The sequence below is a fragment of the Bordetella saccharivorans genome, from assembly GCF_045862855.1.
GTDB lineage: Bacteria > Pseudomonadota > Gammaproteobacteria > Burkholderiales > Burkholderiaceae_B > Bordetella_A > Bordetella_A petrii_F.
This window is the reverse complement of the sequence record NZ_BAAFZO010000001.1, coordinates 4,507,406-4,532,912: the sequence shown is the minus strand read 5'-3', so window position 1 is coordinate 4,532,912 and position 25,507 is coordinate 4,507,406. Positions and strand designations below refer to the sequence as shown.

Below are 25,507 nucleotides of genomic sequence, written 5' to 3'. Positions count from 1 at the left end.
ACCGGCAAGGGAAACGGGGCGGGCTCAGTCCTCGGCGGATTCGGCGCCGGCCTCGGCCGTCGCGATTTCGCAGCGCACGCCGGACTCTTGCAGGACTTGCGCCAGGGGTTCTTGCGGATATGCGTCGGTGAAGAAGCGGTCGATCTGCGAGATGTGCGCCAGCTCGACCATGGCCTGGCGCTGGAACTTGCTGCTGTCGGCGGCCAGCCAGACCTCGCGCGATTGCTCGATGATGCTGCGCGCCACGCGCACCTCGCGGAAGTCGTAGTCGCGCAGCGTGCCGTCGGCCTCGATGCCCGAGATGCCGATCAGGCCGATGTCGACCTTGAACTGGCGGATGAAGTCCACCGTGGCCTCGCCGACGATGCCGCGGTCGCGCGGCCGCACCACGCCGCCGGCCACGATGACTTCGCAATCGGGGTTGTCCGACAGGATGTCGGCGACATGCAGGTTGTTGGTGATGACGCGCAGGCCGCGGTGGCGCAGCAAGGCGCGCGCGATGGCCTCGGTGGTGGTGCCGATGTTCAGGATCAGCGAACAGCCGTCCGGCACGGCGCGCGCCACGGCCTGGGCGATGCGCTGCTTGGCCTCGGCGTGCAGTCCCTGGCGCTTGCGGTAGGCGATGTTCTCGATGGTCGAGGCCTCGATGCGCACCCCGCCGTGAAAGCGCGACAACAGCCCGGCCTCGGCCAGCAGGTTGACGTCGCGCCGCACGGTCTGCAGGGTGACGTCGAAATGGCGGGCCAGGGCCTCGATGGTGGCCGAACCCTGGGAACGGACCATTTCCACGAGCGCGCTTTGTCGAGGGTTCAATGTCATATTCGCATCATAAAACAACAAAAGCGAAAAATAATGACGCGCTGCAAGATTGTTTTTCTTTCGCTTGTTGGGTAAAACGCAAAAAAGCAAAAAAACAACGAAAGCGAGTGCATCCGCCCACCTGGAGGAGAACGATGCAGTTGACGCTGGACAGAATCGCCTTGCAGGTCGGGTCGCAGTCTTATCTGTACCCGCTCAGCCTGGCACCGGTGGCCGGCGCCATGACGGTGCTGCTGGGCGCCACGCTGGCGGGCAAAACCTCGCTGCTGCGCATCATGGCTGGCCTGGACCGGCCCACCGAGGGTAGTGTGCGGGTCGACGGGGCGGACGTGACCGGCGTGCCGGTGCGCCGCCGCAATGTCGCCATGGTCTACCAGCAGTTCATCAACTATCCCTCCATGTCGGTGTACGACAACATCGCTTCGCCCTTGAAGCTGGGCGGCGCCAGCGACATCGACGGGCGCGTGCGGGCAATGGCCGGCCGCCTGCACATCGGCCACCTGCTGGATCGCTATCCGGCCGAGTTGTCGGGCGGCCAGCAGCAGCGCGTGGCGCTGGCGCGCGCGCTGGCCAAGAATGCGCCGCTGGTGCTGCTCGACGAGCCGCTGGTGAACCTGGACTACAAGCTGCGCGAGGAACTGCGCGACGAATTGGCCGGCCTGTTCGCCGATGGCCAGGCCACGGTGGTCTACGCCACCACCGAACCGGCCGAGGCGCTGCTGCTGGGGGGGTATACCGCCGTCATGGATGCCGGCGAATTGTTGCAATACGGCCCGGCCGCCGAGGTGTTCCACCGGCCCGCCTCCCTGCGGGTGGCGCGGGCATTCAGCGATCCGCCCATGAACTTGTTCGCGGCCCGGCGCCAGGCCGGCGGCATCGTACTGGAAGGCGGGGTGGCGGCGGCCCGCGCCCTGCCGGATGGCGACGGCGAGGCGCGCATCACGGCGGGCCTGCGCGCCGGCGCCTTCGGCATCGCGCCGGGCGCGGGGCGCGTGGCGCTGTCCGGGGCCGTCAAGCTGGCCGAGATCTCGGGGTCGGACACGTTCGTGCATGCGGAGACCGCGGCGGGGCCGGTGGTGGCCCAGTTGCCGGGCGTGCATCGCTATGCGCTCGAAGACCGTCTGACGCTGTATTTCGACCCGGCCAGCCTGTACGCATTCGACGCCGCCGGAACCCTGCTGGCCGCCGGCCGCGCCGCGGAGGTGGCCTGATGGCGGCAATCGAGCTGGACCTGGCTCATTCGTACCTCAGCCGGCCGGAGTCGGACGACGATTACGCGCTGCTGCCCTTGCGCTTCACCTTCCGCGATGGCGGCGCCTATGCGCTGCTGGGGCCGTCGGGCTGCGGCAAGACGACCCTGCTGAACTGCATGTCCGGCCTGTTGCGCCCCTCGCAAGGGCGCATCCTGTTCGACGGCCGCGACGTTACCGCCCTGACACCGCAGCAGCGCAACATCGCCCAGGTGTTCCAGTTCCCGGTGGTGTACGACACCATGACGGTGGCCCAGAACCTGGCGTTTCCGCTGCGCAACCGCGGCGTGCCGCCGGCCCAGGCGCGCGAGCGGGTCGGTCGCATCGCGGAAATGCTGGACATGTCGGCGCTGCTGGACCGGCGCGCCAGCGGACTGTCGGCCGATGCCAAGCAGAAAATCTCGCTGGGCCGCGGCCTGGTGCGCGACGATGTGTCCGCCGTGCTGTTCGACGAGCCGCTGACGGTGATCGACCCGCACTTGAAATGGCAGCTGCGGCGCAAGCTGAAAGAGATCCACCACGAGCTCAACCTGACCCTCATCTATGTCACGCACGACCAGACCGAGGCGCTGACCTTCGCCGAGCAGGTCATGGTCATGTCGCGCGGCAAGGCGGTGCAGATCGGTACGCCGGAAGACCTGTTCGAACGGCCCGCGCATACCTTCGTGGGCCATTTCATCGGCTCCCCGGGCATGAACTTCCTGCCTGCGCAATGGCGCGACGGCGCGCTGGTGGTGGGGACGCTGCGGTTCTCCGGCCTGCCAGCCGCCCTGGCCGACACGCTGGCCGCCGCCGGCCCGGTGCGCGTGGGCGTGCGCCCTGAATACCTGCAGCCGTGCACCGCCGGCGCGCAGGGCGCCGTGCCGGTGCGGATATCGCGCGTCCAGGACCTGGGCACCTACCGGCTGCTGACCGGCGACTTCGACGGCATGACGCTGCGCGCCCGCACGGCGGCCGGCAGCACGGCCGCGGTTGGCGATACCGTCTGGCTGCCGCTGCTGAATGCGCACACCTGCTTCTACCGCGACGAGGAACGGATCTCATGAAGCCCCTCAACCAACGCGCCTGGCTGCTGGTGCTGCCCGTGGTCGTCTGCGTGGCCTTCTCGGCGATCCTGCCGCTGATGACCATCGTCAACTACTCCGTGCAGGACATCATCTCGCCCGAGCGCCGCGTATTCGTCGGCACCGAGTGGTATGCGATGGTGCTGCAGGACGAAGAACTGCATGGCGCGCTGTTGCGGCAGATCGGCTTCTCGCTGGCGGTGCTGGCCATCGAGATCCCGCTGGGCATCCTGCTGGCCCTGTGCATGCCCGCCGCGGGCTGGCGCGCCTCGGCCACGCTGGTGGTGGTGGCGCTGTCGCTGCTGATCCCGTGGAACGTGGTGGGCACCATCTGGCAGGTGTTCGGGCGCACCGATATCGGCCTGATGGGCGCGGCGCTGACTTGGCTGGGCGTGGACTACCACTATACCGGCGACGCGCTGGACGCCTGGCTGACGGTGCTGGTCATGGACGTCTGGCACTGGACGCCGTTGGTGGCGCTGCTGTGCTATGCGGGACTGCGGGCCATCCCCGAGGCCTATTACCAGGCCGCCCGCATCGACGGCGCCTCGCGCTACGCGGTATTCCGCTACATCCAGCTGCCCAAGCTGCGCGGCGTGCTGATGATCGCCGTGCTGCTGCGCTTCATGGACAGCTTCATGATCTACACCGAGCCGTTCGTGCTGACCGGCGGCGGCCCGGGCAATGCCACCACCTTCCTGTCGCAATACCTGACGCAGAAGGCGGTGGGCCAGTTCGACCTGGGGCCGGCCGCCGCGTTCTCGATCGTGTACTTCCTGATCATCCTGCTGCTGTGCTTCATCCTGTACAACTGGATGCAGCGTGCCGGCGCGGCCACCGAGGAGGTCTCCCATGGATAAGCGAGGTTCGGCCTGGCGCGCCGCTTTCCTGCTGCTGTACCTGGCGTTCGCCATCCTGCCGCTGTACTGGATGCTGAACATGTCGTTCAAGACCAATACCGAGATCGTCGGCACGCTGAGCCTGTGGCCGCGCGAGTTCACCCTCGACCATTACCGCACCATCTTCACCGACCCGGCCTGGTATTCCGGCTATATCAATTCGCTTATTTATGTCGGCATCAATACGCTGATTTCGCTGGCGGTGGCCCTGCCGGCCGCCTACGCGTTCTCGCGCTACCGGTTCATCGGCGACAAGCACGTGTTCTTCTGGCTGCTGACCAACCGCATGACGCCGCCGGCGGTGTTCCTGCTGCCGTTTTTCCAGCTCTACAGTTCGCTGGGGCTGATGGACACGCACCTGGCGGTGGCGCTGGCGCACCTGGTGTTCAACGTGCCGCTGGCGGTGTGGATCCTGGAAGGCTTCATGTCCGGCGTGCCGCGCGAAATCGACGAGACCGCCTACGTGGACGGCTATTCCTTCCCGCGCTTCTTCCTGACCATCTTCCTGCCGCTGATCAAGTCGGGCGTCGGCGTGGCGGCGTTCTTCTGCTTCATGTTCAGCTGGGTCGAGCTGTTGCTGGCGCGCACGCTCACCTCGGTCAACGCCAAGCCCATCGTGGCCACCATGACGCGCACCGTGTCGGCTTCCGGCATGGACTGGGGCGTGCTGGCGGCGGCCGGGGTGCTGACCATCGTGCCCGGCGGCATCGTCATCTGGTTCGTGCGGCACTACATCGCGAAGGGCTTCGCGATGGGGCGCGTATAGGGGGGGCCATGTTCGATTGGATGGTATGGACCACGCCGGTGGCGGTTTTCTTCACCTGCATCGTATTGATGCTGGCCGGCATGACGGTCTGGGAACTGAAGTCGCCCACGCGCCTGCGCAAGGGGTTCCTGCCCATTGCCACCACGCGCGGCGACCGGCTGTTCATTGGCCTGATGGCCGCCGCGTGGGTCAATCTGGCCTACGTCGGCCTGGGCGAGCAGATGATGGACTGGTTCGGGCTGGAGGACCCGCCCACGGTCTGGATCAGCTTCGCGGTGTCGATGCTGGTACTGGCCTGGATCATGCGCAAGGGATGAAACAAAAAGAGTTGTAGCCGAACGACCGCCGGCCGGCATCTTCCCAGGCCCAGGTCCGCAGCACAAAGGGAAGGCATATCGAGGAGATAGGTCATGAAATTGCGTAGGCAAGCCATGGCGGCGGCCATCGCCCTGATCGGGTGCTCGGCCGCATGGGCCGGTCTGCCCGAGGCCGAGAAATGGGTGGACTCGGAATTCCAGCCGTCGTCGCTGTCCAAGGACAAGCAGATGGCGGAAATGCAGTGGTTCATCGACGCGGCGGCCAAGCTCAAGGCCCAGGGCGTCACCGAGATCAACGTGGTGTCCGAGACCATCACCACCCACGAGTACGAGTCCAAGACGCTGGCGCGCGCCTTCACGGAAATCACCGGCATCAAGGTCAACCACGACCTGATCCAGGAAGGCGACGTGGTCGAGAAGCTGCAGACGTCGATGCAGTCGGGCAAGTCCATCTACGACGGCTGGATCTCCGATTCGGACCTGATCGGCACCCACTACCGCTACGGCGCCATCCTGCCGCTGTCGGACTACATCGCGGGCGCCGGCAAGGAATGGACCAACCCCGGCCTGGACCTGAAGGACTTCATCGGCACCAAGTTCACCACCGCGCCGGATGGCAAGCTGTACCAGTTGCCGGACCAGCAGTTCGCCAACGTCTACTGGTTCCGCGCCGACTGGTTCGCCCGCCAGGACCTGCGCGACAAGTTCAAGGCCAAGTACGGCTACGAGCTCGGCGTGCCCACCAACTGGTCGGCCTATGAGGACATCGCCGACTTCTTCACCAATGACGTGAAGGAGCTCGACGGCAAGAAAGTCTACGGCCACATGGACTACGGCAAGAAGGACCCGTCGCTGGGCTGGCGCTTCACCGACGCCTGGCTGTCGATGGCCGGCGCGGCCGACAAGGGGCTGCCCAACGGCATGCCGGTGGACGAATGGGGCATACGCGTGGCCGACGACAAGTGCACGCCGGTGGGCGCCTCGGTCGAGCGCGGCGGCGCCACCAACAGCCCGGCCGCTGTCTACGCCCTGACCAAGTACATCGACTGGATGAAGAAGTACGCGCCGCCGCAGGCCATGGGCATGACGTTCTCCGAGTCCGGGCCGGTGCCGGCGCAGGGGCATATCGCCCAGCAGATATTCTGGTACACCGCCTTCACGGCCGACATGACCAAGAAAGGCCTGCCGGTGGTCAACGAGGACGGCACGCCCAAATGGCGCATGGCGCCGTCGCCCTACGGGCCATACTGGAAGGACGGCATGCAGAACGGCTACCAGGACGTGGGTTCATGGACTTTCTTCAAGTCCACCGACGCCAACCGCCTGGCCGGTGCCTGGCTGTACGCGCAGTTCGTCACGTCCAAGACCGTGTCGCTGAAGAAGTCGATCACCGGCCTGACGTTCATCCGCGACAGCGACATCCACAGCGACTACTTCACCAAGAATGCCGACCGCTATGGCGGCCTGATCGAGTTCTACCGCAGCCCGGCGCGGGTGGCCTGGACGCCCACCGGCAACAACGTGCCCGATTATCCCAAGCTGGCCCAGTTGTGGTGGAAGAACGTGGCGACCGCGGTCACGGGCGAGCAGACGCCGCAGCGGGCCATGGACAACCTGGCCGAAGAGATGGACCGGGTCATGGCGCGCCTGGAACGGGCCGGCATGGCGCAGTGCGCGCCCAAGCTCAACAAGAAGAGCGACCCGTCCAAGTGGCTGTCGGACCAGCACGCGCCGTGGCAGAAGCTGGCCAACGAGAAGCCGCAGGGTCAGACGATTCCCTACGACAAGCTGTTGCAGGCCTGGAAGGAGGGCAAGGTGCGCTGAGGCCCGAGAGCCGAATAAAGGGCGGGCGCCGCGCGGCGCCCGCTTTTTTTTTCGATCAAGCGTCAGTTCGGCCTGATTCCGGCTTGCTCCACCACCGAGGACCAGCGGCTGATCTCGCTTTGCACGTAGCGGTCGGCTTCTCGCGGCGTGCTGGTCTTCACCTCGGCGCCCAGTTCGGCCAGTTTGCCGGCCAGGCGATTGCCGCGCAAAACGGTATTCAGGCCCTGGTTCAGACGATCGACCACCGCGTCGGGCGTGCCGGCCGGCGCCAGCAGTACGAACCACCCCGTCACGTCGAATCCGGGATAGCCGCTTTCCGCCACGGTGGGCTGGTCCGGCAGCAGGCGGGAGCGCTGGGCCGTGGTGACGGCCAGGGCGTTGACTTTGCCGCTCTTGATGTGTGGCAGCATGACCGCAATGTTGTCGAACATCATGCCGGTGCGACCGGCGATCAGGTCTGGCAGGGCGGCCGCACTGCCTTTGTAGGGCACATGCAGGATGTCGACCTGGGCCGATTTTTTGAACAGCTCTCCCGCCAGGTGCTGTCCGGTGCCGGGACTCGCGGAGGCAAAGGCCACTTCGCCCGGATGCTGCTTGAGATAGCCCGTCAGTTCGCCGAGCGAGCCGTGCGGCAGCCGTGGGTTGACGACCAGCACGTAAGGCGTGGTGGCCACCATGCCGATTGCCGTGAAGGCATGTGCCGTATCGAACGGCAAGTCGGGGTAGAGCGAGGCATTCACGGCATGGCTGCTGGGCGCGAAGAGCAGGGTGTTGCCGTCCGGCGCGGACTGGGCTACCGACGAGGCCGCGATGTTGCCGCTGGCGCCTGCGCGGTTCTCGACGATGATGTCGCGACCGATTTGCGCGCTCAATTCATTGGCGATCAAGCGGGCCATGACGTCGGTGGTGCCGCCGGGCGGAAATCCCACTTCCAGGCGCATGGGCTGCGCCGCGCGCCCTGCGGTATGCAGGGCCGTCAAACAGGCCAGCACGGCGAGCAGGCGCGCTCGACGCGAGAAAAATCCAGGCATTTTGTTGTCTCCTCCAGGGGGAATGCGGGTGTTGTTCTGGTGTCCCGGCGCGGGCCGCGCCTGGGTCAGGACACCGCGGCCAGCGCGCTCTTGAGGGAGCCGCCGTCCTCCGTGTCCGGCGCGACGACATAACCGGATTTCTCGCCGCGCATCGAGCAGCGCATCATGTGGCGGGCCTGGCTCTGGTCAAAGTCTTTCAGGGCGATGTGCAGGGTGCAGCGGTTGTCCCACATCACCACGTCATTCAGTGCCCATTGGTGCCGGTAGACGAATTCCGGGGAGGTGGCGTGGCTGTTCAGGAATTGCAGCAGCGGACGGCTCTCTTCTTCGGTCATGCCGACGAAATGGCGGATGCGTTCGCTGACGAACAGCAGTTTGCGGCCGGTCTCGGGATGGGTGCGCACGACGGGGTGGGCAATGGGAGGGTTGGCCCGCTTCATGTCGGCGATCTGGGCCGGGTCGCGGCGCTCGAAACCCTTGATCAGGGTGATGTCGTGCACCGCTTCAAGCGACTCGACAAACTTCTGCAGGACCGGGCTGAGCGTCTCGTAGGCCATGTACATGTTGGCGAACATCGTGTCGCCGCCTATGGCCGGCTTTTCTTTGCACATCAGCACCGAACCCTTGGCGGGCCGGTCGGTATAGGTCAGGTCGGCGTGCCAGTTGCGCCCGGTGTTGCGCGTTTCCGAGGGCTTGCCGTTGCGCGGCTTGTTCGATACGAGCAGCACCTCCGGGTAGTCGGGGTCCCGGTAATAGGGCACGTTGTCGTTGCGCTCGACTTCGCCCATCTGGGCGGTGAAGGCGATCAGCTCCGGCGCGCTCAAGTCCTGGCCGGGAAATACGAGCACCAGGTGGCGATGCCAAGCGGCCTGCACGGCGGCGACCTGGACGGGCGACAGGGGCTGCCGCAAATCCAGTCCGGCTACCCGGGCACCTGCCGCATAGCCAAGCGGGGTGACGTTGATATCGGTCATGAAGGTCTCCTGTTTGTGGGGCGGTGGCGGCCCCCGGTACAGTATATTAACGTCGATTGTCGTTTGTCGACAAAAAATTCTGCGGCCACCAACCCTGGTCCGGCAGGTGATTCTTGCCCGGGTCCCGACGGTATACTGGCCCTCAATCCTCTCTCGCCAAAAGCCTATGTCCGGCGCGAACGCCTATTTCGAGAAAGAAACGACGCAAATCGGCCGCCTGGCCAAATCCCTGCCGGAGCAAGTGGCCGAATCCTTGTTGAAAGCCATTCACGATGGCGCCCTCGCGCCTGGCGAACGCCTGAAGGAAGAAACCTACGCCGAACTTTTCGCCGTCAGCCGCAGCACCGTGCGCGAAGCCATGGCGCTGCTGGAGCGGCGCGGCGTGGTCGAGCGCATTCCCCGCTACGGTGTACGCGTCATTGCCGTGGATGCCGAGGAAATCGAGGAGATTTTCAATATCCGGGCGCAACTGCTGGGCTTGGCTGCCCGCCTGGTGGCGGAAAGGCCGCCGGAAGGCCTTGTGCCATCGCTGCTCGAGCGCGCCGGCGAACTGCGGGCGCGGGCCGATGAGGCGGACACGTCTCCCGCCGACTATGCCAGCCTGTCGATCGACACCCAGCGCATGCTGATCGGCGCATGCCCGGGCAAGCGGCTGCGCACCATCTACGAAGGGCTTAGCGACCAGGCGTTGTGGCGCTACGCCATACGGGAGAAATCGGTCAGTTTCCGGACTCAGCAACGGCGGCGCGAATCAGCCGCGGATTGGGCGCGCCTGGCCCAGGCAGTCGCCGCCGGAGACGGCGAGGCGGCCGAGCGCGCTGCCAAGGCGCTGCTGCACGCTTCCTATCGGGCCGTGGCGGCCGGCATGAACGCCGACGAACCCGGTTCACCGCCGGCCTGACTCCGCGGCGGCGGCTACGTCGCAGCCGCCCAATCCGGCAGCTCGATCTGCGCCGTGCCGGGCAGCACCCAGCGCGCGCATTCCCGCGTGGCGTCGATGCAGCCGCCGTCGGCGTAGACCCCTTGCGGATCGCGCCGGCGCAGCATGCGGGCCAGCACGGCCTGCACCGCCGCCGGGTCTCGCAGGGTGCGGGCCACGCGTTCCTCGACAATGGCCTCGTCCAGTATCAGCCGCCCGCGCGCGTCGTGCCGCGCGCCGTCCCGCCAGTGGTGGATCTCGACGCATTTGGCGGTGAGCGTATACGGCTGGTCGCGCTTCCAGAAGTTATTGAACAGGCCGCCGCCCAGGTAAAACAGCCACGAGCCTTCGTAGCCCTCGACATTGGACGAACGCGCGTCGGGGTTGCGGAACCACAGGCGGTCGCCCGGCACGTAATAGCGGGCCGGCAGGGGCTGGTCGAGCGAGCCGTACTCGCGCAGGAACACCTCGTGGAACTGGCCGGACATGATGGCGCGCGTCTCCCATTGCCGCTGCAGCCGGGCGTACAGGGCCGGGTGGGCATCGTGCAGCTCCTGGGCGATGCCCAGCAGCGTCACGTACTCGGTGGCGCGATAGCACGAGAAGGAGTAAAGCTTGCCGGATGCCTGCGGCTGGGTGGCCAGCCGCAGCGCCTCGATCAGCGATACGCCCGGCTCGATGGTGAAGCCGCGCGCCTCGTCGTAGCGCCAATAGCCGGCCGGGCGCTCGGCGTGTTCGGTGTCGAACGCCAGCGCGGTGCGGCGCGCCGCCTCCACGATATGCTGGCGGATGCGCACGGCGCTGCGCAGCTCGGCGGCGTCGGGAAACGGGAACGCCACCGGCCCCAGCAGCATGGCCAGCACGATCTCGCGCGCCAGGCTGTCGCCGCTGGCCTGGGGGCCCAGCCCCAGCGCGGCATGCAGCCCGGTGGTGTCGCGCTCCGGCGCCAGCGCGTGCAGGGCAGGGGATGCCTCGAAATGCATGGCCAGCGGGCCGTCCGGGCGGACGGCCAGATAAGGCTCAAGACCGAGCGCGGCCAGGTAGTCGTGCGCGGCCTGGCAGTGTGCCCGCAAGCCGGCCGGGCTGGACGCGGCAATGCGGATACCCTGCCGGGCGGCGGGCGGGCGTGGCGATTCGGGTGAGGGCATGCGTCGGCTCCGCAAACCGGTGCGCGCCCGATGAGGGGGACAACGCGCGCCGTCAGGCGCCAGATTCTACTGCCGCGGCGCGGTTTGCATAGCCCCCGGCGGCAGCAGGCGGGCCAATGCCTCTGCGTCCATGAAGCGGATCTGGTGGCGGCCGGCATAGGCGCGCGCCGCGTCCGAGATTTCGCCCAGGGCGACGTAGATGCTCTCGCCGGCGCCCGCCTTGGCGCGCGCCGCTTCCAGGCGCTGCAAGGGTTCGACGCCGACATGGGCGGCTTTCCAGCGGCGCGCCGATACCAGGGCGCGGCCGCTGCCGGCGCGCGTCGCCTCGAAGTCGGCCGCCGCGCCGTCCAGCCGCCTGACTTCGCAGCCGTCGCGGCGCAGCGCCGCTTCCAGGGTGTCGGCGAAGGCCGCCCAGGGCATGCCCGCGAGCGCCGCCGCCGTCTGTTCGACCCGCGCCCGGGAGGGCTTGTCGCGCTGCTTCCAGGCGGCGATGCCGGCGATGGCCACGAACGGAATCGCGGCGAATACCGGGAACGGCGCGTAGGCCGGCGGCAGGGCGGCGAAGCCGAACACCACCAGCGCCGCCGCCACCAGCAGGCTGATCCACCAGCGCGAGCGCAGCAGGATGGCGAACAGCGAATTCTTGGCCATGAACTTCATGCGCGGTCCCGATACTGTTGATGGCGGTCAGGCGGCCGGCGTGCCGGCCGGCGGCGCGGGCGGCGCCGACGGCCCCGACGGAGCGCCACCCGGCGCCGTGGGCGGCGCGGGGGGGCCGGGTGGCGCGGCGCGCACGGCGGCCGGCGCATCCTGCGCGCGCGCCATCCAGGCGATCAGCGAGGCGCGCATGGCTTCCTCGACCGACATGTCGATGGGTTGCACCCAGTCGGCCGGCACGAAGACGGTGTAGCCGCCGATCATGTAGCCCATCGGCAGGTAGACGGCGACCCGTTCGCCAGGCAGGAAGCCTTCCGGCAGTCCTTCGGTGCCGCGCCGCGTGATCAGGCCGACCAGCTCCAGCGGCTGGCCCGGCATGCGCAGCACCACTACGTGCTGGGTGTCGGTCTTGGCGCTGGGCGAGAAATAATCGGCGAAGCTCTTGAGCGATGAATAGATGCTCTTGACCACCGGCAGGTTGGTGAAGGGCATCTCGACCAGGTGGAAGACGCGCTGCACCCGCTCTTTGGAGACCAGGTAGCCGATCAGCAGGATGCCCAGGATGCCCAGCAGCAGTCCCATGCCGGGGATGTAGAAGCTGCCGATGAACGGGCTGAGCAGCGCCAGCGCGACCCGCTCGGTCCACGACAGGAAAAGGAACAGCACATAGATCGTCAGCGCGATCGGCAGGACGGTGATCAGGCCGCGGAAAAAATATCGGTACAAGCGTGTCATCGGAAAGATTCTCCGGTAAGGCGAGCGCAGCGCCGCGCGTCCGGCCGCCATCGGGCCGGCCCCCGGAGCATAGCAGCCGGGCGTTGCAGCGCGGCGTCGCGCGAAGTATTGGCCCTAGTGCCCGGTGGTGGGCAGGTACAGGGTTTCCTTGATTTCTTCCATCACCACGTAGCTGCGCGATTCCGCCGAGGCCGGCAGGCGCTTGAGGATCTCGCCCAGCAGCCGGCGGTACTCGTTCATTTCCGTCAGGCGGGCCTTGACGAGGTAGTCGAAATCGCCCGACACCAGGTGGCATTCCATGACCTCCGGCACGTACAGCAGTTCCTGCTTGACCTTGTCGAAGACGTCGCCCGACTTGGCCGACAGCTTGATTTCGAGGAACACCAGCAAGTTTCGGCCCAGGGCCGCCGGATTGACGCGCGCATGATACCCGGCGATGACGCCTTCGCGCTCCAGGCGCTTGACGCGCTCCGAGCAGGGGGTGGCCGACAGGCTGATGCGCTCGGCCAGGTCGGTGATGGAGATCCGCCCGTCGCGCTGCAGGATGTCGAGGATTTTCAGGTCGATGCGGTCGAGCTCGCGCATTTCACTCCTGGAGGCCGCCAGGCAAGGCGCCGCCAGTCGAAAAGTGGATAGGAAGGGGTGATTTTAGTGCTTTTCACTGCCGTGCCGCTTCTAGACTATTCAATTACCCATATGACTAGTCCAAGACGGGGAATTCTCATGCATGTCATCGTCCTGGGCGGCGGCGTGATCGGCACGACCACCGCCTACTACCTGGCTCGCCAGGGCGCCAAGGTCACCGTGCTGGACCGCCAGCCCGAGGCGGCCTGCGAGACCAGCTATGCCAACGCCGGCCAGGTCTCGCCCGGCTACTCGACCCCCTGGGCGGCCCCCGGCATCCCGCTCAAGGCCTTGAAGTGGCTGTTCCAGAAAGACGCCCCGCTGGCCATCCGCCCGGACGGGACCCTGTTCCAATGGCGATGGATGGCCGCCATGCTGGCCAACTGCCCGGCGGACCGCTATGCCGTCAACAAGGAGCGCATGCTGCGCCTGGCCGAATACAGCCGCGACTGCCTGCGCGCCTTGCGCGCCGACACCGGCATCCAGTACGAAGAACGCGCCCGCGGCACCCTGCAGTTGTTCCGTACCCAGGCCCAGTACGAGGCCGCGCAGCGCGACATCGAGGTGCTGGAAGCCAACGGCGTGCCCTACGAGCTGCTCGATCGCGCCCGCCTGCAAATGGCCGAGCCGGCGCTGGCGCGCACCGCCCACAAGCTGGCCGGCGGCCTGCGCCTGCCCAACGACGAAACCGGCGATTGCCGCCTGTTCACGCGCCGCCTGGCACAATTGGCGGCCGGGCTGGGGGTGGAGTTCCGCTATGGCCAGCCGGTGGACGGCCTGCAGACGCGCGGCGGCGAAGTCGTCGGCGTGCAGGTGGGGGGCGAGTCGCTGTCCGCCGACCGCTATGTCGCCGCCTTCGGCAGCTATACGCGCGGCTTCCTGGCTCCCCTGGGGCTGGACCTGCCGGTCTATCCGGTGAAGGGCTATTCGCTCACGATTCCGCTGACCGATGCCGACGCGGCGCCGGTTTCCACGGTGCTGGACGAAACCTACAAGGTGGCGGTGACGCGCTTCGACAACCGCATCCGGGTGGGCGGCATGGCCGAGCTGGCCGGCTTCGACCTGCGCCTGAACCCGGCGCGCCGCCGCACGCTCGAGCACGTCGTCAACGACCTCTATCCCGGTTGCGGCGACGTCGCCAGCGCCGAATTCTGGACCGGCCTGCGGCCCATGACGCCCGACAGCACCCCCATCGTCGGCGCCACCCGCTATGGCAACCTGTTCCTCAACACCGGCCACGGCACCCTGGGCTGGACCATGGCCTGCGGCTCCGGCAAGCTGGTGGCCGACCTGGTCACCGGGCAGCGGCCGGCCATCCGGGCCGACGACCTGGCCTTGTCGCGCTATGGCGCGCGGCCGCGCCGCGCCGGCATGGCCATGGGGGAACGCTCGGTCGCCTGAGCGCCGCGGGGTTGTGCCACAATCGCGCCATGACGGCCCGTCGTGGCGCAGGCACTCCCCAGGTTTCCCGTGATTCATCTCCTCCATACCGCCGACTGGCAGATCGGCCGGCAGTACGGCCAGTTCGATACCGATGACGCGGCCTTGCTGGCCGAGGCCCGCTTCGACGCCGTGGCGCGGATCGCCGCGCTGGCGGCGCAGCGGGGCGTCGATGCCGTACTGGTGGCGGGCGACGTCTTCGATACCCAGGCCGTATCCGACCGCAGTATCCGGCGCCTGTTCGGCGCGCTGGCGACCTATGCCGGCCCCTGGGTGATGATCGCCGGCAACCACGACGCCGCGCTGGCCGACAGCGTCTGGTCGCGTGCGCATCAGCTCGGCTGCATCGGCCCCAATGTGCACATTCCGCTGCGGCCCGGCGCGGTCGAGGTGGCGGGCGCCAATCTTGCCGTGCTGGCCGCGCCGCTGACGCAGCGCCACACGTATGACGACACCACGGCGATATTCGACACCTTGCAGACCAGCCCCGGCCGGCTGAGGGTCGGGCTGGCCCATGGCAGCATCGCCGGCCGCCTGCCCGACGCGGTGGACTCGGCCAACCCCATCGCTGCCGACCGGGCGGCGCGCGCCCGGCTGGACTATCTCGCGCTGGGCGACTGGCACGGCTGCCTGCAGATCGACGCGCGCACCTGGTATGCCGGCACGCCGGAGCCGGACCGCTTCCGCGCTAACGCTTCCGGCAGCGTGCTGGACGTGCGCCTGCCGGGCGCCGGGGCCGAGCCGCTGGTCGAGGCCGTGCCGGTGGGCCGCTATCGCTGGACGCAATGGATCGAGCCGCTCGAGCTGGCCTCCGATGCCGAGGCGCTGGCGCACCGCCTGGACGGGGTCGGCGCCGACGAGGTGCTGCGCCTCGAGCTGTCCGGCCAGATTTCACTCGATGCCTGGCAAGCCCTGCAAGATGCCGCGGCGCGCGCGGCGGCGCGGGCGCGTGCCTTGCTGCTCGATACCGACCGCTTGTCGCTGGCGCCGGACGAGCACGATCTGTCGACGCTGGGCGGCAGCGGCTATGTGGGCGAGGTGGCGGCACAGTTGCAGGCCTTGCAGCACGATCCGGGGCAGGCGGGCGTGGCGCGCCATGCCCTGCGCCTGCTGGTCCAGTTCCAGCGCGAACGGGCGGCGGGGCAGACATGAAACTGCGACGCCTGGCCCTGGCGGAATTCCGCAAGTTCCGTGATGCCGTCGAACTGGACGGACTGGCCGACGGCCTGAACGTCATCGCCGGCCCGAATGAAGCCGGCAAGAGCACCCTGGCCGCGGCCATCCGCGCGGCGTTCCTCGAACGCTACAAAACCACCAAGGTGGCCGGCCTGGCGCCATGGGGCATGCACGGCGCGCGCCCCACGGTCGAGGTCGAGTTCGACCACGGCGGGCGCCGCTACCTGTTGCGCAAGTCGTTCCTGAGCCGGGCGCGCTGCGAACTGTCGATCGACGGCGGCGCCGAGCGCCACGAAGGCGAGGCGGCCGAGAACGCGCTGGCGGCGCTGCTGGGATTCGAGTTTCCCGCCAAGGGGCAGAGCCGGCCGGAGCATGGCGGCATTCCGGGACTGTTGTGGATCCAGCAGGGGGACGGCCACAACCTGCTGGAGCCGGCCGCCCATGCGCAGGTCCACGTGCGCGATGCGCTCACCCGCCTGACCGGCGAGCTGACCTCGGCCGAGGGCGATGACCTGTATGAAAGGGTCGAGGCCGAACGCGCCATGCTGCGCGACGCCCGCAGCGGCAAGCCCAAGGGCGCCTACAAAGAAGCCGAGGAGGCCTGTGCGCGGGCCGCGCAGGCTGCCGCGGAACTGGCGGCGGCCAAGCGCGCGCTCGACGCCGACGTGGACCGGCTGGCGAGCCTGCGGCACGACTACGAGCACGCCAAGCGCGAACAACCCTGGCGCGAACTGGAGCAGCGCGCGGCGCAGGCGCGCGCGCGGCTGGCCGAGATCGAACGCGAACGTGAAACGGTGGCGGGCCTGGCGCGCGAACTGGCGCAGGCCGACGACACGCTCGGCCTGCTGCGCGAGCAGGTCGAGCGCGACCGGCGCGATGCCGAGGCGCTGCGCGAACTGCAGGTCCAGGCCGAACAGGCTGACGCGGCGCTGGCGCCGGCGCGCGAGGCGCTGGAGCGGGCGCGCCAGCAGCACCAGAAAGGCGCCGGGCGCCTGGCCGAGGCGCAGGCGCAGGTCGCCGCCGCGCAACAGGCGGCGCAGCGGCTCGATTGCGATGAACAGATCGCCCGCCTCGACCAGGAAATGCAGCGCTGGGATGCCGCGATCACAGAGGCCGCGCGGCTGGCCGCCCACATCCAGGAATTGCAGATCGCGGCGGCAAGCCTGGCGATCGACGCCGCCGGCCTGCGCAGACTGCGCGGCCTGGAGCAGCGCATCGGCGAATTGCAGGCGCAGCAGCGCGCCAGCGCGACGCGCCTGTATCACCGCTTGCAGGACGGGCGCGCGATCCGGCTGGACGGCGCGCCGCTGGCAGGCGAGGGCGAGGTCCTGGTGAGCGACGCGGCCGAGCTGCACATCGATGGGGTAGGCATGCTGCGCATCGAACCGGGCGGGCGCGACTTGCCGGCCGTGCTGGGCGGCCTGCAGGCCGCGCGCGCCGAGCGCGACGCGCTGCTGGCCAGCCTGGGCGTGGCCGGCCTGGCCGAGGCCGAGGCGCGCGCCGCCAGCCATGAGCAAGCCAGGCGCGACCTCGATATGGCGCGCCAGGGCTTGGGCATCCACGCCCCGGATGGCGTGCAGGCGCTGCATGCCGCGCAAGCGCAGGCCCGCGCCCGGCGCGAGCAGCTCCACGCGCAGCGCGCCGCCTTGCCCGAGGCCGCGGCGCCCGTTGACCTGGCGCAGGCGCAGCAAGCGTTGCGCGCCGCCAGCGTCGAGGCCGAGCATGCCGCGCAGGCGCTGGCGGCGGCGCGCACGGCACTCGATACCCAGCAGGGGCGGGCGCAGTCGCTGCAGGCCCATTGGACGGCCCGGCACAACGAATTCCTGGCCGCCGGGCGCAGCGACCAGCGCGAGCAGCGCGATGCCAGGCTGGCCGAGGCCGCTGCGCGGCGCGCCGCGCTGGCGCAGCGTTGCGAAGCGGCGCAGGCTGTCCTGCGGGCTCACCAGCCCGAGCTTATCGAACAGGACGCGCAGCGCCTGGAACAGTCCGCGGTGTTGGCGCGCGACGCCCAGGACCGGCGCCATGCCGAGCTGCTGCAACTGCAGGGCAAGCTCGAGCAGGCGCAGGCGCAAGGCCTGGGCGAGCGGCTGCTGGTGGCCGAAGCCGAGGCGCAGCGGCTGGCGCGCCGCCGGGATGAATTCGCCGCGCGCGCCCAGGCGCTGGATTTGCTATGGCAGTTGCTGGGCGAACGGCGCAATGCCGCGACCCAGCGGCTGCTGAACCCCCTGGCGCGCCGCCTGCAGCACTATGCCGCGCTGCTGTTTGCCGGCGCGCAATGGCGCCTGGACGATGCCTTGCTGCCGGCCGCGCTGGCGCGCGGCGCTGGCGACGACCCCCTCGAGGCGCTCAGCTTCGGCACGCGCGAACAATTGGGGGTGCTGGCCCGGCTGGCCTATGCGGACCTGCTGCAGCAGGCTGGCCGGCCGACGCTGCTGATGCTCGACGACGCGCTCGTGCATGCCGACCAGGCGCGGCGCGAATTGATGAAGCGGGCCCTGTACGACGCCGCTTCGCGGCACCAGGTGCTGCTGTTCACCTGCCATGGCGAGGCCTGGCAGGATATGGGCGTGCCGGTGCAGGACGTGCCCGGCGCGCCCGCGGGCCACTGACGCCGGCCTCAGTTGAGGCGGATGTTCTGCTGGTCGGCGATCTGCTTGCGCAGCTCGAGTTCGCGCTTGATGAGCGCGGCGTACGCTTGCGGCGTGCCGCCGTCGACCAGCGAGCCGCGGTCCATCAGGCGCTGGCGGATATCCGGATCCTGCAGCGCCTTTACCGCCGCATCATGCACGCGCGCGACGATGTCCGCGGGCACCCCGGCCGGCGCCACCAGCCCATACCAGGCCATGTTGTTCATGGCTGGCAGCCCGGCCTCGGCGAAGGTCGGCACATCGGGCATGCCGGCCACCCGCGCCGGCGCGGCCACCGCCAGCGCGCGCAGCTTGCCGGCCTGGATGTGGGCATACGACGAGGGCAGGTTGTCGAACTGCGCGCTGACCTGGCCGGCCAGCGTGTCGTTGAGCGCCGGGCCCGAGCCGCGATAGGGCACGTGGATCATGTCGGTGCCGGTCAGCGACTTGAACAGTTCGCCGTCCAGGTGCGAAATGCTGCCGGTGCCCGCCGAGGCATAGCTGTAGGCGCCAGGTTCCGACTTGAGCAGCGCGATGAACTCCTGCAGCGTGTTGGCCGGCGTCTTGGGGTTGACCGTCAGCACGTTGGGCACGTTGACCAGGTTGGTGATGGGCGTGAAGTCCTTGAGCGGGTCGTACGGCGTCTGGGCGTTGGTGGCCGGGTTGGTGGCCATGGTGCTGACCGTCGCCACGCCGAGCGTGTAGCCGTCCGGCGCCGACTTGGCCAGCGCGTCGGCGCCGATGGCGCCGCCGCCGCCGCCCCGGTTCTCGACCACGACCGGCTGGCCCAGCGCGCGGCCCAGGCCGTCGGCCACGATGCGGGCGACCATGTCGGTGGTGCCGCCCGCCGCGAACGGCACGATCAGCCGCACCGGGCGCTCGGGGTAGCCCTGGGCATGGGCGGCGGGGCCGGCCAGGCTGGCCGCCAGCAGCGCCAACAGCATGGACTTGAACAGCGTATTTTTCTTCAAGGGGAGTCTCCTGAAAGCGCGCCGCCGGGAAATGGCGGCGCAGGGTGGGCTATTGCATCGTGCGAACCTTACAAGAATCTGATATTTTTCGGGGTGGATTCCTGGCCGGCTCTGTCGACGCCTTGGCGCCGCGGCCGCGGTGTCGCTGCAACGGCGCGCTTGTCCGGGGTTCCGAGTAACGTCATGCCGGCTTTATGCTTGGCTCACGCCACGAGACGAGCCGCCGGCCCTCCCGGAACGCCATGTCGCTGATTCTCATCCTCGCTCTGCCATTTGCTGGCAGCCTGTGCGCCGCGCTGTTGCCGTCCAACGCCCGCAACGCCGAGGCCTGGCTGGCAGGGCTGACCGCGCTGGCCTGCACCGTGCTGGTGGCCAGCCTGTTCCCGCAAGTCGTCGATGGCGGCGTGGTGCGGGCCGACCTGGCCTGGGCGCCGGCGCTGGGCCTGCAGTTCACCCTGCGCATGGACGGCTACGCGTGGCTGTTCGCACTGATCGTCTCGGCCATGGGCACGCTGGTGGTGCTGTATGCGCGCTACTACATGTCGCCCGAAGACCCGGTGCCGCGCTTTTTCTCGTTCTTCCAGGCGTTCATGGCCGCCATGCTGGGCGTCGTGCTGTCGGGCAATCTCATCCAGCTGGTGCTGTTCTGGGAAATGACCAGCCTGGCCTCGTTCATGCTGATCGCCTACTGGCACCACCGGCTCGACGCCAAGCGCGGCGCGCGCATGGCGCTGACCGTCACCGGGGCGGGCGGCCTGTGCCTGCTGGCCGGGGTGCTGATCCTCGGCCACATCGTCGGCAGCTACGACCTCGACCGCGTGCTGGCGGCGGGCGACCTGGTGCGCGCCGATCCCTGGTATCCGGCCGTGCTGGTGCTGGTGGCGCTGGGCGCGCTCACCAAGAGCGCGCAGTTCCCGTTCCAGTTCTGGCTGCCCAACGCCATGGCGGCGCCCACGCCGGTATCGGCCTACCTCCATTCGGCGACCATGGTGAAGGCCGGCGTGTTCCTGCTGGCGCGGTTCTGGCCGGTGCTGGCGGGCACCGAGGAATGGTTCTGGATCATCGGCGGGGCAGGGCTGTGCTCGCTGGTGCTGGGCGCCTACGCGGCCATCTTCCAGCAGGACATGAAGGGGGTGCTGGCTTATTCCACGATCAGCCACCTGGGCCTGATCGCGCTGCTGCTCGGCATGAACAGCCCGCTCGGGCTGGTGGCGGCCATCTTCCACATGGTCAACCACGCCACCTTCAAGGCCTCGCTATTCATGGCCGCCGGCATTGTCGACCACGAAACCGGCACGCGCGATCTCGGGCGGCTGAGCGGACTGCGCAAGGCCATGCCGATCACCGCCACGCTGGCCACCGTGGCCGCGGCCGCGATGGCGGGGGTGCCGCTGCTCAACGGCTTCATCTCCAAAGAGATGTTCTTCGCCGAGACGACCTTCGTCAGCGGCGATCCGCTCATCCAGTACGGGCTGCCGGCGATGGCGGTGCTGGCCAGCGCGTTCAGCGTCGCCTATTCGCTGCGCTTCATCCTGCAGGTGTTCTTCGGGCCGCCGGCGCACGACCTCCCGCGCGCGCCGCACGAGCCGCCACGCTGGATGCTGGTGCCGAGCGGGCTGCTGGTGCTGTGCTGCCTGGTGGTCGGCGTGATCCCGGGCATCACCGTTGGGCCGTTCCTGGATACCGCCGCCTACAGCATCCTGGGTGACGGCATGCCTTCCTACAGCCTGGCCGTATGGCACGGCCTGAACCTGCCGCTGGTGATGAGCTTCGTGGCCATGATCAGCGGGGTGCTGCTCTACCTGGCGCTGCGGGCGCGCCAGCGCGCCTATCCGGGGCGCGTGCCGTTCATCTACCGGCTCGACGGCCGGCGTTCGTTCGAATTCCTGCTCGACTATTCCAGCGTGGCGGCCAATTGGCTGCTGGGCCGCATTTCCTCGCCGCGCCTGCAGATGCAAATGGTTCTGATCGTGGTGGGAGCGCTGCTGGTCGCCTGGCTGCCGCTGCGCCGCGGCACCTGGACCGACACGGCCGCCCCGCTGACGCCGCTGGACCCGGCCTTCGCGGTGCTCTGGGTCGTGGGCGGCATCTGCGCCGTGGGCACGGCTTTCCAGGCCAAGTACCATCGCCTGGCTTCGCTGATCCTGGCCGGCGGCGCGGGCCTGGCGGTCTGCCTGACCTTCGTCTGGTTTTCCGCGCCGGACCTGGCCCTGACGCAACTTGCCGTCGAGGTCGTGACGGTGGTCCTGCTGCTGCTGGGGCTGCGCTGGCTGCCGCGCCGCATCGAGGGCAAGACCGACGGCGAACAGGCCGACGCGCGGGCCCGCGTGCGCCGCACGCGCGACGTGGTCATCGCGGCGGTCGTCGGCGCGTCGCTGGCGGCGCTGGCCTATGCGATGCTGACGCGCCCGCAGGACCAGCCCATTTCGGAATTCTTCGTCCACATGGCCTTGCCCGAGGGCGGCGGCACCAACATCGTCAACGTCATCCTGGTGGATTTCCGCGGCTTCGACACGCTCGGCGAAATTACCGTGCTGGGCATCGTCGCCCTGACGGTGTATGCGCTGCTGCGCCGTTTCCGCCCGGCCCCGGAAAGCGCCGGCATGCCGCTGCAGCAGCGCGACCAGGCCGAGACCGTCACGGTCGCGCCGGACATCCATGCGGTGCTGCCGCCGGATGGCATGATGCTGCCCGCCGTGCTGGTGCGCCTGCTGCTGCCGGTGGCCGCGATGGCGTCCGCCTATTTGCTGCTGCGCGGCCACAACCTGCCCGGCGGCGGCTTCGTGGGCGGCCTGGTCATGGCCACCGCCGTGATCCTGCAATATATGGTGGGCGGCGTGTACTGGGTCGAGTCGCGCAGCCGGCTCAACCCGCAGCACTGGGTCGGGCTGGGGCTGCTGTGCGCGGGCCTGACCGCCATCTCCGCCTGGCTGGCGGCGCGTCCGTTCCTGTCGGCGCTGGCCTGGGATTTTTCACTGCCCGTGCTCGGCCACGTGCATTTGTCCAGCGTGCTGCTGTTCGACGTGGGCGTCTACATGCTGGTCGTCGGCTCCACCGTGCTGGTGCTGGTGGCCCTGGCGCACCAATCGCTGCGCGCGCAACGCAAGGCGGCCGCCGATGCGCAGGCCGCCGCACAATCCGGGAGTACTGCCTGATGGAATTGATCTACGCCGCGGCGGTCGGCGTCCTGGCCGGATCGGGCGTGTGGCTGATCCTGCGGCCGCGCACCTTCCAGGTCATCATGGGGCTGACGCTGGTGTCCTATGCCGTCAACCTCTTCATCTTCGGCATGGGGCGCCTGACGGTGGGGCGGCCACCCATCATCGACGCCGCGGTGGCGCCCGATCCGGCCACGCTGGCCGATCCGCTGCCGCAGGCCCTGGTGCTGACCGCCATCGTGATCGGCTTTGCCACCACCGCGCTGTTCCTGGTGGTGCTGCTCGCTTCGCGCGGGCTCACCGGGACCGATCACGTCGACGGCAGGGAGTCTGAATCTTGATCGACTGGCTGCAGCACGCTCCCATCTATCCCATCGCGGTGCCCCTGGTCGCCGGGGCCGCGATGCTGTTGCTGTCGGACACGCAGCGGGGCGCGCGCGCCGGCATCGCGGTGGCTTCATGCCTGGCGCAACTGGCCGCCGCGATCGCGCTGCTGGCGCTGGCGGCCGGGGCAGGGGGGCATTGGCCCAACGGCGTGGGCGTCTACCTGCCGGGCGACTGGCCGGCGCCGTTCGGCATCGTCCTGGTGGTCGACCGGCTGGCGGCCATCATGCTGGGCCTCACCGCGGTCCTGGGACTGGCCTCGCTCATCTATTCGCTGGCGCGCTGGGACCGCTTGGGCGTGCACTTCCACTCGCTGTTCCAGTTCCTGCTGATGGGCCTGAACGGTGCCTTCCTCACCGGCGACCTGTTCAACCTGTTCGTCTTCTTCGAAGTGCTGCTGGCGGCTTCCTACGGGCTGCTGCTGCACGGCTCGGGCGTGGCGCGGGTCAGCGCCGGCCTGCAGTACATCGCCGTCAACCTGGTGGCCTCGTTCCTGCTGCTGATCAGCATCGCCCTCATCTATGGCGTGACCGGCACGCTCAACCTGGCCGACCTGGCGGTGCGCGCCGGCACCCTGGCCGGCAGCGAGCGCCTGCTGTTCGAAGCGGGCGCGGCCGTGCTCGGCGTGGCGTTCCTGGTCAAGGCGGGCGCCTGGCCTCTCAACTTCTGGCTGGTGCGCGGCTACGGTTCGGCCAGCGCGCCGGTGGCGGCGGTGTTCTCCATCATGACGAAGGTCGGCATCTATGCCTTGCTGCGCATCGGCTCGCTGCTGCTGCCCACCGGCGCGCCGGCCGCCTTCAGCCTGGACTGGATGTTCGCGGCCGGGCTGGCCACCCTGGTTTTCGGCGCCATCGGCCTGCTGGCCACCCAGCAACTGGAGCAACTGGTCGGCTATTGCGTCATTGTCTCGGCCGGTACGCTGCTCACCGCGCTGGGCATGCCCGGCGTCACGCTGACCGGGCCGGCGCTGTTCTACCTGCTCAGTTCCGTGCTGGCCACCGGCGCCTTCTTCATGCTGGTCGAACTGGTCGAGCGCACGCGCACCTTCGGCGCCAACGTGCTGGCCGTCACCATGGACATGTTCGACCTGGACGATCCGGAAACGCCCAACCGCTCCGACGACGTGGTGGGCGTGGCGATCCCGGCCGCCATGGCGTTCCTTGGCCTGGCCTTCGTGTCCTGCGCCTTGCTGGTCACCGGGCTGCCGCCGCTGTCGGGCTTCGTGGCCAAGTTTTCGCTGTTGTCGGCTGCGGTCACTGCCGCCAATGCCTCGGTGCAGCCGGCCGATGCCTGGATCCTCGTGGCGGCGGTGCTGGTCTCCGGGCTGGCCGGCATCGTGGCATTCGGCCGCACTGGCATCCGCATCTTCTGGAGCACCGACGAGCGCACCACGCCGCGGCTGCGCATCAGCGAGGCGGGGCCGGTGGCGGTGCTGATCCTGCTGTGCATCGCCCTGGCCGCCGGCGCGGGGCCCGTCTCGGCATACCTGGACGAGGCCGCGCGCTCGCTCGACCAGCCCGCCCAGTACATCGACGCCGTGTTGTCGGCCGACACGGTCCGCACCCTGGGAGGCCAATGATGCGGCGCTGCTACAAGTTCCTGCTGCCGGCGGCGCTGCTGTGTCTGTGGCTGCTGCTCAACCAGTCCGCCTCGCCCGGCCAGCTGCTGATCGGCGGGGTGCTGGCCCTGTGGCTGGGCTTCGCCTCCAGCCGCCTGCGGCCGCTGCGCAGCCGTCCGCACAGGCCGTGGCTGGTGCCCGGCCTGATGTGGCGGGTGCTGGTCGACATCGTGCGTTCCAACATCGCGGTGGGCAGGCTGATCCTGCAGCCGCGCCGCCCATTCTCGCCCGGCTACGTCCACATCCCGCTCGAATTGCGCGACCCGCACGGCCGCGCGCTGCTGGGCTGCATCCTGACCTACACGCCGGGCACCGTATGGGTGGACGTGTCCGACTCCGAATTGACCCTGCACGTGCTCGATCTCGAGAACGAACAGGCCTGGATCGACCTGATCAAGCAGCGCTATGAGCGCACCCTGATGGAGATCTTCGAATGAACGTCGTCCTGTTCTGGGCCGCTTCCTTCGCCTTGTTGTGCTTCATGCTGGGCATGGCGTGCGCCGCCGTGCGGCTGGTGCGCGGCCCCACCGCGCAAGACCGCGTGCTGGGGCTCGACGCGCTGTATATCAACGGCATGCTGGCCATGCTGGCCTTCGGCATCCGGTCCGGCACCCCGGTGTATTTCGACGTGGCGCTGCTGATCGCCCTGTTCGGCTTCGTCGGCTCCACGGCCATGGCCAAGTTCCTGCTGCGCGGCGAGGTCATCGAACCATGAGCGGCGATATCCCCCTGTGGGCGGGCATACCGGCCGCCTTCCTGCTGGTGCTGGGCGGCCTGCTGGCGCTGATCGGCTCGGCCGGCCTGCTGCGCTTCCGCGATTTCTTCTGCCGCATCCATGCGCCTACGCTGGGCAATACGATGGGCGCCGGCTGCGTACTGCTGGCCTCCATCCTGGTGTTTTCCGCGCTGGACCAGCGGCCGGTGTTCCACGAGATCCTCATCACCCTGCTGCTGCTGTTGACCTCGCCGGTCACCGCCATGTTGCTCATGCGGGCGGCGGTGTACCGCGGGCAGCGCCAGCGCGGCGAACTGAAGTAGCCGGGCAGGGCGGGTGCAGGCGTATCCGGCGCTGCGCCATGCCGGGCCGGTTACCGCCGGATGAATTT

At 68.8% G+C, this 25,507-nt stretch carries 24 protein-coding genes; 16 read left to right on the top strand and 8 right to left on the bottom strand.

The genetic code is table 11. The features are described from left to right. Positions 1–24: 24 nt before the first annotated feature. Positions 25–819 carry a DeoR/GlpR family DNA-binding transcription regulator gene (locus ACKTT0_RS21695; protein WP_407851833.1) on the bottom strand — a complete coding sequence of 265 codons (795 nt, stop codon included), beginning with the start codon at positions 817–819 and terminating at the stop codon, positions 25–27. Positions 820–953: 134 nt separating this feature from the next. Between ACKTT0_RS21695 and ACKTT0_RS21690 the strand changes: the two genes are divergently transcribed. The 6 genes from ACKTT0_RS21690 (at position 954) to ACKTT0_RS21665 (ending at position 6,939) form a co-directional block, all read left to right on the top strand. Then, entirely contained in the window at positions 954–2,030 is a 1,077-nt protein-coding gene (locus ACKTT0_RS21690; protein ID WP_407851832.1) for an ABC transporter ATP-binding protein, read from the top strand. Next, positions 2,030–3,115: an ABC transporter ATP-binding protein gene (locus ACKTT0_RS21685; protein WP_407851831.1), complete on the top strand. Its 1,086-nt coding sequence runs from the start codon at positions 2,030–2,032 to the stop codon at positions 3,113–3,115. The genes ACKTT0_RS21690 and ACKTT0_RS21685 overlap by 1 nt, the downstream gene beginning before the upstream one ends. Continuing rightward, positions 3,112–3,993 carry a carbohydrate ABC transporter permease gene (locus ACKTT0_RS21680; RefSeq protein WP_407851830.1) on the top strand — a complete coding sequence of 294 codons (882 nt, stop codon included), beginning with the start codon at positions 3,112–3,114 and terminating at the stop codon, positions 3,991–3,993. The genes ACKTT0_RS21685 and ACKTT0_RS21680 overlap by 4 nt, the downstream gene beginning before the upstream one ends. After that, positions 3,986–4,798: a carbohydrate ABC transporter permease gene (locus tag ACKTT0_RS21675; RefSeq protein ID WP_407851829.1), complete on the top strand. Its 813-nt coding sequence runs from the start codon at positions 3,986–3,988 to the stop codon at positions 4,796–4,798. The genes ACKTT0_RS21680 and ACKTT0_RS21675 overlap by 8 nt, the downstream gene beginning before the upstream one ends. An 8-nt stretch (positions 4,799–4,806) precedes the next feature. Further along, on the top strand, positions 4,807–5,115 hold the full coding sequence (locus tag ACKTT0_RS21670; protein ID WP_028355908.1) for a DUF2160 domain-containing protein: 309 nt from the start codon (positions 4,807–4,809) through the stop codon (positions 5,113–5,115). A 93-nt stretch (positions 5,116–5,208) separates the two neighbouring features. Continuing rightward, positions 5,209–6,939: an ABC transporter substrate-binding protein gene (locus ACKTT0_RS21665; protein WP_407851828.1), complete on the top strand. Its 1,731-nt coding sequence runs from the start codon at positions 5,209–5,211 to the stop codon at positions 6,937–6,939. Between the two features lie 62 nt (positions 6,940–7,001). Here ACKTT0_RS21665 and ACKTT0_RS21660 read toward each other — a convergent pair whose 3' ends face one another. Next, entirely contained in the window at positions 7,002–7,970 is a 969-nt protein-coding gene (locus tag ACKTT0_RS21660; RefSeq protein ID WP_407851827.1) for a tripartite tricarboxylate transporter substrate binding protein, read from the bottom strand. 65 nt (positions 7,971–8,035) lie between these two features. Next, positions 8,036–8,944 (bottom strand): TauD/TfdA dioxygenase family protein, encoded by a 909-nt coding sequence (locus ACKTT0_RS21655; protein ID WP_407851826.1) that lies wholly within the window; start codon positions 8,942–8,944, stop codon positions 8,036–8,038. Here ACKTT0_RS21655 and ACKTT0_RS21650 point away from each other — a divergent pair. Next, positions 8,943–9,845, top strand: coding sequence for a GntR family transcriptional regulator (locus ACKTT0_RS21650; RefSeq protein ID WP_407851825.1), 903 nt, complete (start codon positions 8,943–8,945; stop codon positions 9,843–9,845). The two genes, ACKTT0_RS21655 and ACKTT0_RS21650, sit on opposite strands and share 2 nt — an antisense overlap. A gap of 14 nt (positions 9,846–9,859) precedes the next feature. Here the strand turns inward: ACKTT0_RS21650 and ACKTT0_RS21645 are convergent, their stop codons facing one another. From ACKTT0_RS21645 to ACKTT0_RS21630, 4 genes are all read right to left on the bottom strand, one after another. Then, positions 9,860–11,011, bottom strand: a complete 1,152-nt coding sequence (locus tag ACKTT0_RS21645) for a hypothetical protein (RefSeq protein ID WP_407851824.1) — start codon at positions 11,009–11,011, stop codon at positions 9,860–9,862. A gap of 66 nt (positions 11,012–11,077) precedes the next feature. Beyond that, positions 11,078–11,671, bottom strand: a complete 594-nt coding sequence (locus tag ACKTT0_RS21640) for a restriction endonuclease (protein ID WP_407851823.1) — start codon at positions 11,669–11,671, stop codon at positions 11,078–11,080. A gap of 27 nt (positions 11,672–11,698) precedes the next feature. Next, the gene (locus ACKTT0_RS21635) at positions 11,699–12,403 is read right to left on the bottom strand and encodes a DUF502 domain-containing protein (protein WP_407851822.1); all 705 of its coding nucleotides are present in this window, start codon (positions 12,401–12,403) and stop codon (positions 11,699–11,701) included. A 114-nt stretch (positions 12,404–12,517) separates the two neighbouring features. Beyond that, the gene (locus tag ACKTT0_RS21630) at positions 12,518–12,988 is read right to left on the bottom strand and encodes a winged helix-turn-helix transcriptional regulator (RefSeq protein ID WP_407851821.1); all 471 of its coding nucleotides are present in this window, start codon (positions 12,986–12,988) and stop codon (positions 12,518–12,520) included. 138 nt (positions 12,989–13,126) lie between these two features. On the opposite strand from ACKTT0_RS21630, the gene ACKTT0_RS21625 reads away from it, so the two are divergent. The 3 genes from ACKTT0_RS21625 to ACKTT0_RS21615 all read left to right on the top strand — a co-directional run bounded on the left by ACKTT0_RS21625 (position 13,127) and on the right by ACKTT0_RS21615 (position 18,252). After that, positions 13,127–14,428 carry a D-amino acid dehydrogenase gene (locus ACKTT0_RS21625; RefSeq protein ID WP_407851820.1) on the top strand — a complete coding sequence of 434 codons (1,302 nt, stop codon included), beginning with the start codon at positions 13,127–13,129 and terminating at the stop codon, positions 14,426–14,428. A 69-nt stretch (positions 14,429–14,497) separates the two neighbouring features. Continuing rightward, positions 14,498–15,619: a metallophosphoesterase family protein gene (locus tag ACKTT0_RS21620; protein ID WP_407851819.1), complete on the top strand. Its 1,122-nt coding sequence runs from the start codon at positions 14,498–14,500 to the stop codon at positions 15,617–15,619. Continuing rightward, positions 15,616–18,252 (top strand): AAA family ATPase, encoded by a 2,637-nt coding sequence (locus ACKTT0_RS21615; RefSeq protein ID WP_407851818.1) that lies wholly within the window; start codon positions 15,616–15,618, stop codon positions 18,250–18,252. The genes ACKTT0_RS21620 and ACKTT0_RS21615 overlap by 4 nt, the downstream gene beginning before the upstream one ends. 8 nt (positions 18,253–18,260) lie before the next feature. Here the strand turns inward: ACKTT0_RS21615 and ACKTT0_RS21610 are convergent, their stop codons facing one another. Further along, the gene (locus ACKTT0_RS21610) at positions 18,261–19,214 is read right to left on the bottom strand and encodes a tripartite tricarboxylate transporter substrate binding protein BugE (RefSeq protein WP_407852479.1); all 954 of its coding nucleotides are present in this window, start codon (positions 19,212–19,214) and stop codon (positions 18,261–18,263) included. Positions 19,215–19,483: 269 nt separating this feature from the next. Between ACKTT0_RS21610 and ACKTT0_RS21605 the strand changes: the two genes are divergently transcribed. The 6 genes from ACKTT0_RS21605 to mnhG are packed head-to-tail and all read left to right on the top strand — an operon-like array spanning position 19,484 to position 25,439. Next, positions 19,484–22,396, top strand: a complete 2,913-nt coding sequence (locus tag ACKTT0_RS21605; protein WP_407851817.1) for a monovalent cation/H+ antiporter subunit A — start codon at positions 19,484–19,486, stop codon at positions 22,394–22,396. Then, positions 22,396–22,740, top strand: a complete 345-nt coding sequence (locus ACKTT0_RS21600; protein WP_407851816.1) for a Na+/H+ antiporter subunit C — start codon at positions 22,396–22,398, stop codon at positions 22,738–22,740. The genes ACKTT0_RS21605 and ACKTT0_RS21600 overlap by 1 nt, the downstream gene beginning before the upstream one ends. Continuing rightward, positions 22,737–24,362: a monovalent cation/H+ antiporter subunit D gene (locus ACKTT0_RS21595; protein ID WP_407851815.1), complete on the top strand. Its 1,626-nt coding sequence runs from the start codon at positions 22,737–22,739 to the stop codon at positions 24,360–24,362. Before ACKTT0_RS21600 ends, ACKTT0_RS21595 begins: the two co-directional genes overlap by 4 nt. Then, the gene (locus ACKTT0_RS21590) at positions 24,359–24,838 is read left to right on the top strand and encodes a Na+/H+ antiporter subunit E (protein WP_407851814.1); all 480 of its coding nucleotides are present in this window, start codon (positions 24,359–24,361) and stop codon (positions 24,836–24,838) included. Before ACKTT0_RS21595 ends, ACKTT0_RS21590 begins: the two co-directional genes overlap by 4 nt. Further along, positions 24,835–25,116 carry a K+/H+ antiporter subunit F gene (locus ACKTT0_RS21585; protein WP_407851813.1) on the top strand — a complete coding sequence of 94 codons (282 nt, stop codon included), beginning with the start codon at positions 24,835–24,837 and terminating at the stop codon, positions 25,114–25,116. Before ACKTT0_RS21590 ends, ACKTT0_RS21585 begins: the two co-directional genes overlap by 4 nt. Then, entirely contained in the window at positions 25,113–25,439 is a 327-nt protein-coding gene (gene mnhG, locus ACKTT0_RS21580; RefSeq protein WP_407851812.1) for a monovalent cation/H(+) antiporter subunit G, read from the top strand. The genes ACKTT0_RS21585 and mnhG overlap by 4 nt, the downstream gene beginning before the upstream one ends. Positions 25,440–25,507: the final 68 nt, after the last annotated feature.

Coding starts and splice junctions, on each gene's coding strand:
- ACKTT0_RS21630 (WP_407851821.1), bottom strand. CDS start 12,988: ATGCGCGAGCTCGACCGCATCGACCTGAAAATCCTCGACATCCTGCAG.
- ACKTT0_RS21665 (WP_407851828.1), top strand. CDS start 5,209: ATGAAATTGCGTAGGCAAGCCATGGCGGCGGCCATCGCCCTGATCGGG.
- ACKTT0_RS21635 (WP_407851822.1), bottom strand. CDS start 12,403: ATGACACGCTTGTACCGATATTTTTTCCGCGGCCTGATCACCGTCCTG.
- ACKTT0_RS21690 (WP_407851832.1), top strand. CDS start 954: ATGCAGTTGACGCTGGACAGAATCGCCTTGCAGGTCGGGTCGCAGTCT.
- ACKTT0_RS21685 (WP_407851831.1), top strand. CDS start 2,030: ATGGCGGCAATCGAGCTGGACCTGGCTCATTCGTACCTCAGCCGGCCG.
- ACKTT0_RS21610 (WP_407852479.1), bottom strand. CDS start 19,214: ATGCTGTTGGCGCTGCTGGCGGCCAGCCTGGCCGGCCCCGCCGCCCAT.
- ACKTT0_RS21650 (WP_407851825.1), top strand. CDS start 8,943: ATGAAGGTCTCCTGTTTGTGGGGCGGTGGCGGCCCCCGGTACAGTATA.
- ACKTT0_RS21605 (WP_407851817.1), top strand. CDS start 19,484: ATGTCGCTGATTCTCATCCTCGCTCTGCCATTTGCTGGCAGCCTGTGC.
- ACKTT0_RS21660 (WP_407851827.1), bottom strand. CDS start 7,970: ATGCCTGGATTTTTCTCGCGTCGAGCGCGCCTGCTCGCCGTGCTGGCC.
- ACKTT0_RS21680 (WP_407851830.1), top strand. CDS start 3,112: ATGAAGCCCCTCAACCAACGCGCCTGGCTGCTGGTGCTGCCCGTGGTC.
- ACKTT0_RS21640 (WP_407851823.1), bottom strand. CDS start 11,671: ATGAAGTTCATGGCCAAGAATTCGCTGTTCGCCATCCTGCTGCGCTCG.
- ACKTT0_RS21645 (WP_407851824.1), bottom strand. CDS start 11,011: ATGCCCTCACCCGAATCGCCACGCCCGCCCGCCGCCCGGCAGGGTATC.
- ACKTT0_RS21625 (WP_407851820.1), top strand. CDS start 13,127: ATGCATGTCATCGTCCTGGGCGGCGGCGTGATCGGCACGACCACCGCC.
- ACKTT0_RS21695 (WP_407851833.1), bottom strand. CDS start 819: ATGACATTGAACCCTCGACAAAGCGCGCTCGTGGAAATGGTCCGTTCC.
- ACKTT0_RS21675 (WP_407851829.1), top strand. CDS start 3,986: ATGGATAAGCGAGGTTCGGCCTGGCGCGCCGCTTTCCTGCTGCTGTAC.
- mnhG (WP_407851812.1), top strand. CDS start 25,113: ATGAGCGGCGATATCCCCCTGTGGGCGGGCATACCGGCCGCCTTCCTG.
- ACKTT0_RS21670 (WP_028355908.1), top strand. CDS start 4,807: ATGTTCGATTGGATGGTATGGACCACGCCGGTGGCGGTTTTCTTCACC.
- ACKTT0_RS21590 (WP_407851814.1), top strand. CDS start 24,359: ATGATGCGGCGCTGCTACAAGTTCCTGCTGCCGGCGGCGCTGCTGTGT.
- ACKTT0_RS21655 (WP_407851826.1), bottom strand. CDS start 8,944: ATGACCGATATCAACGTCACCCCGCTTGGCTATGCGGCAGGTGCCCGG.
- ACKTT0_RS21585 (WP_407851813.1), top strand. CDS start 24,835: ATGAACGTCGTCCTGTTCTGGGCCGCTTCCTTCGCCTTGTTGTGCTTC.
- ACKTT0_RS21600 (WP_407851816.1), top strand. CDS start 22,396: ATGGAATTGATCTACGCCGCGGCGGTCGGCGTCCTGGCCGGATCGGGC.
- ACKTT0_RS21615 (WP_407851818.1), top strand. CDS start 15,616: ATGAAACTGCGACGCCTGGCCCTGGCGGAATTCCGCAAGTTCCGTGAT.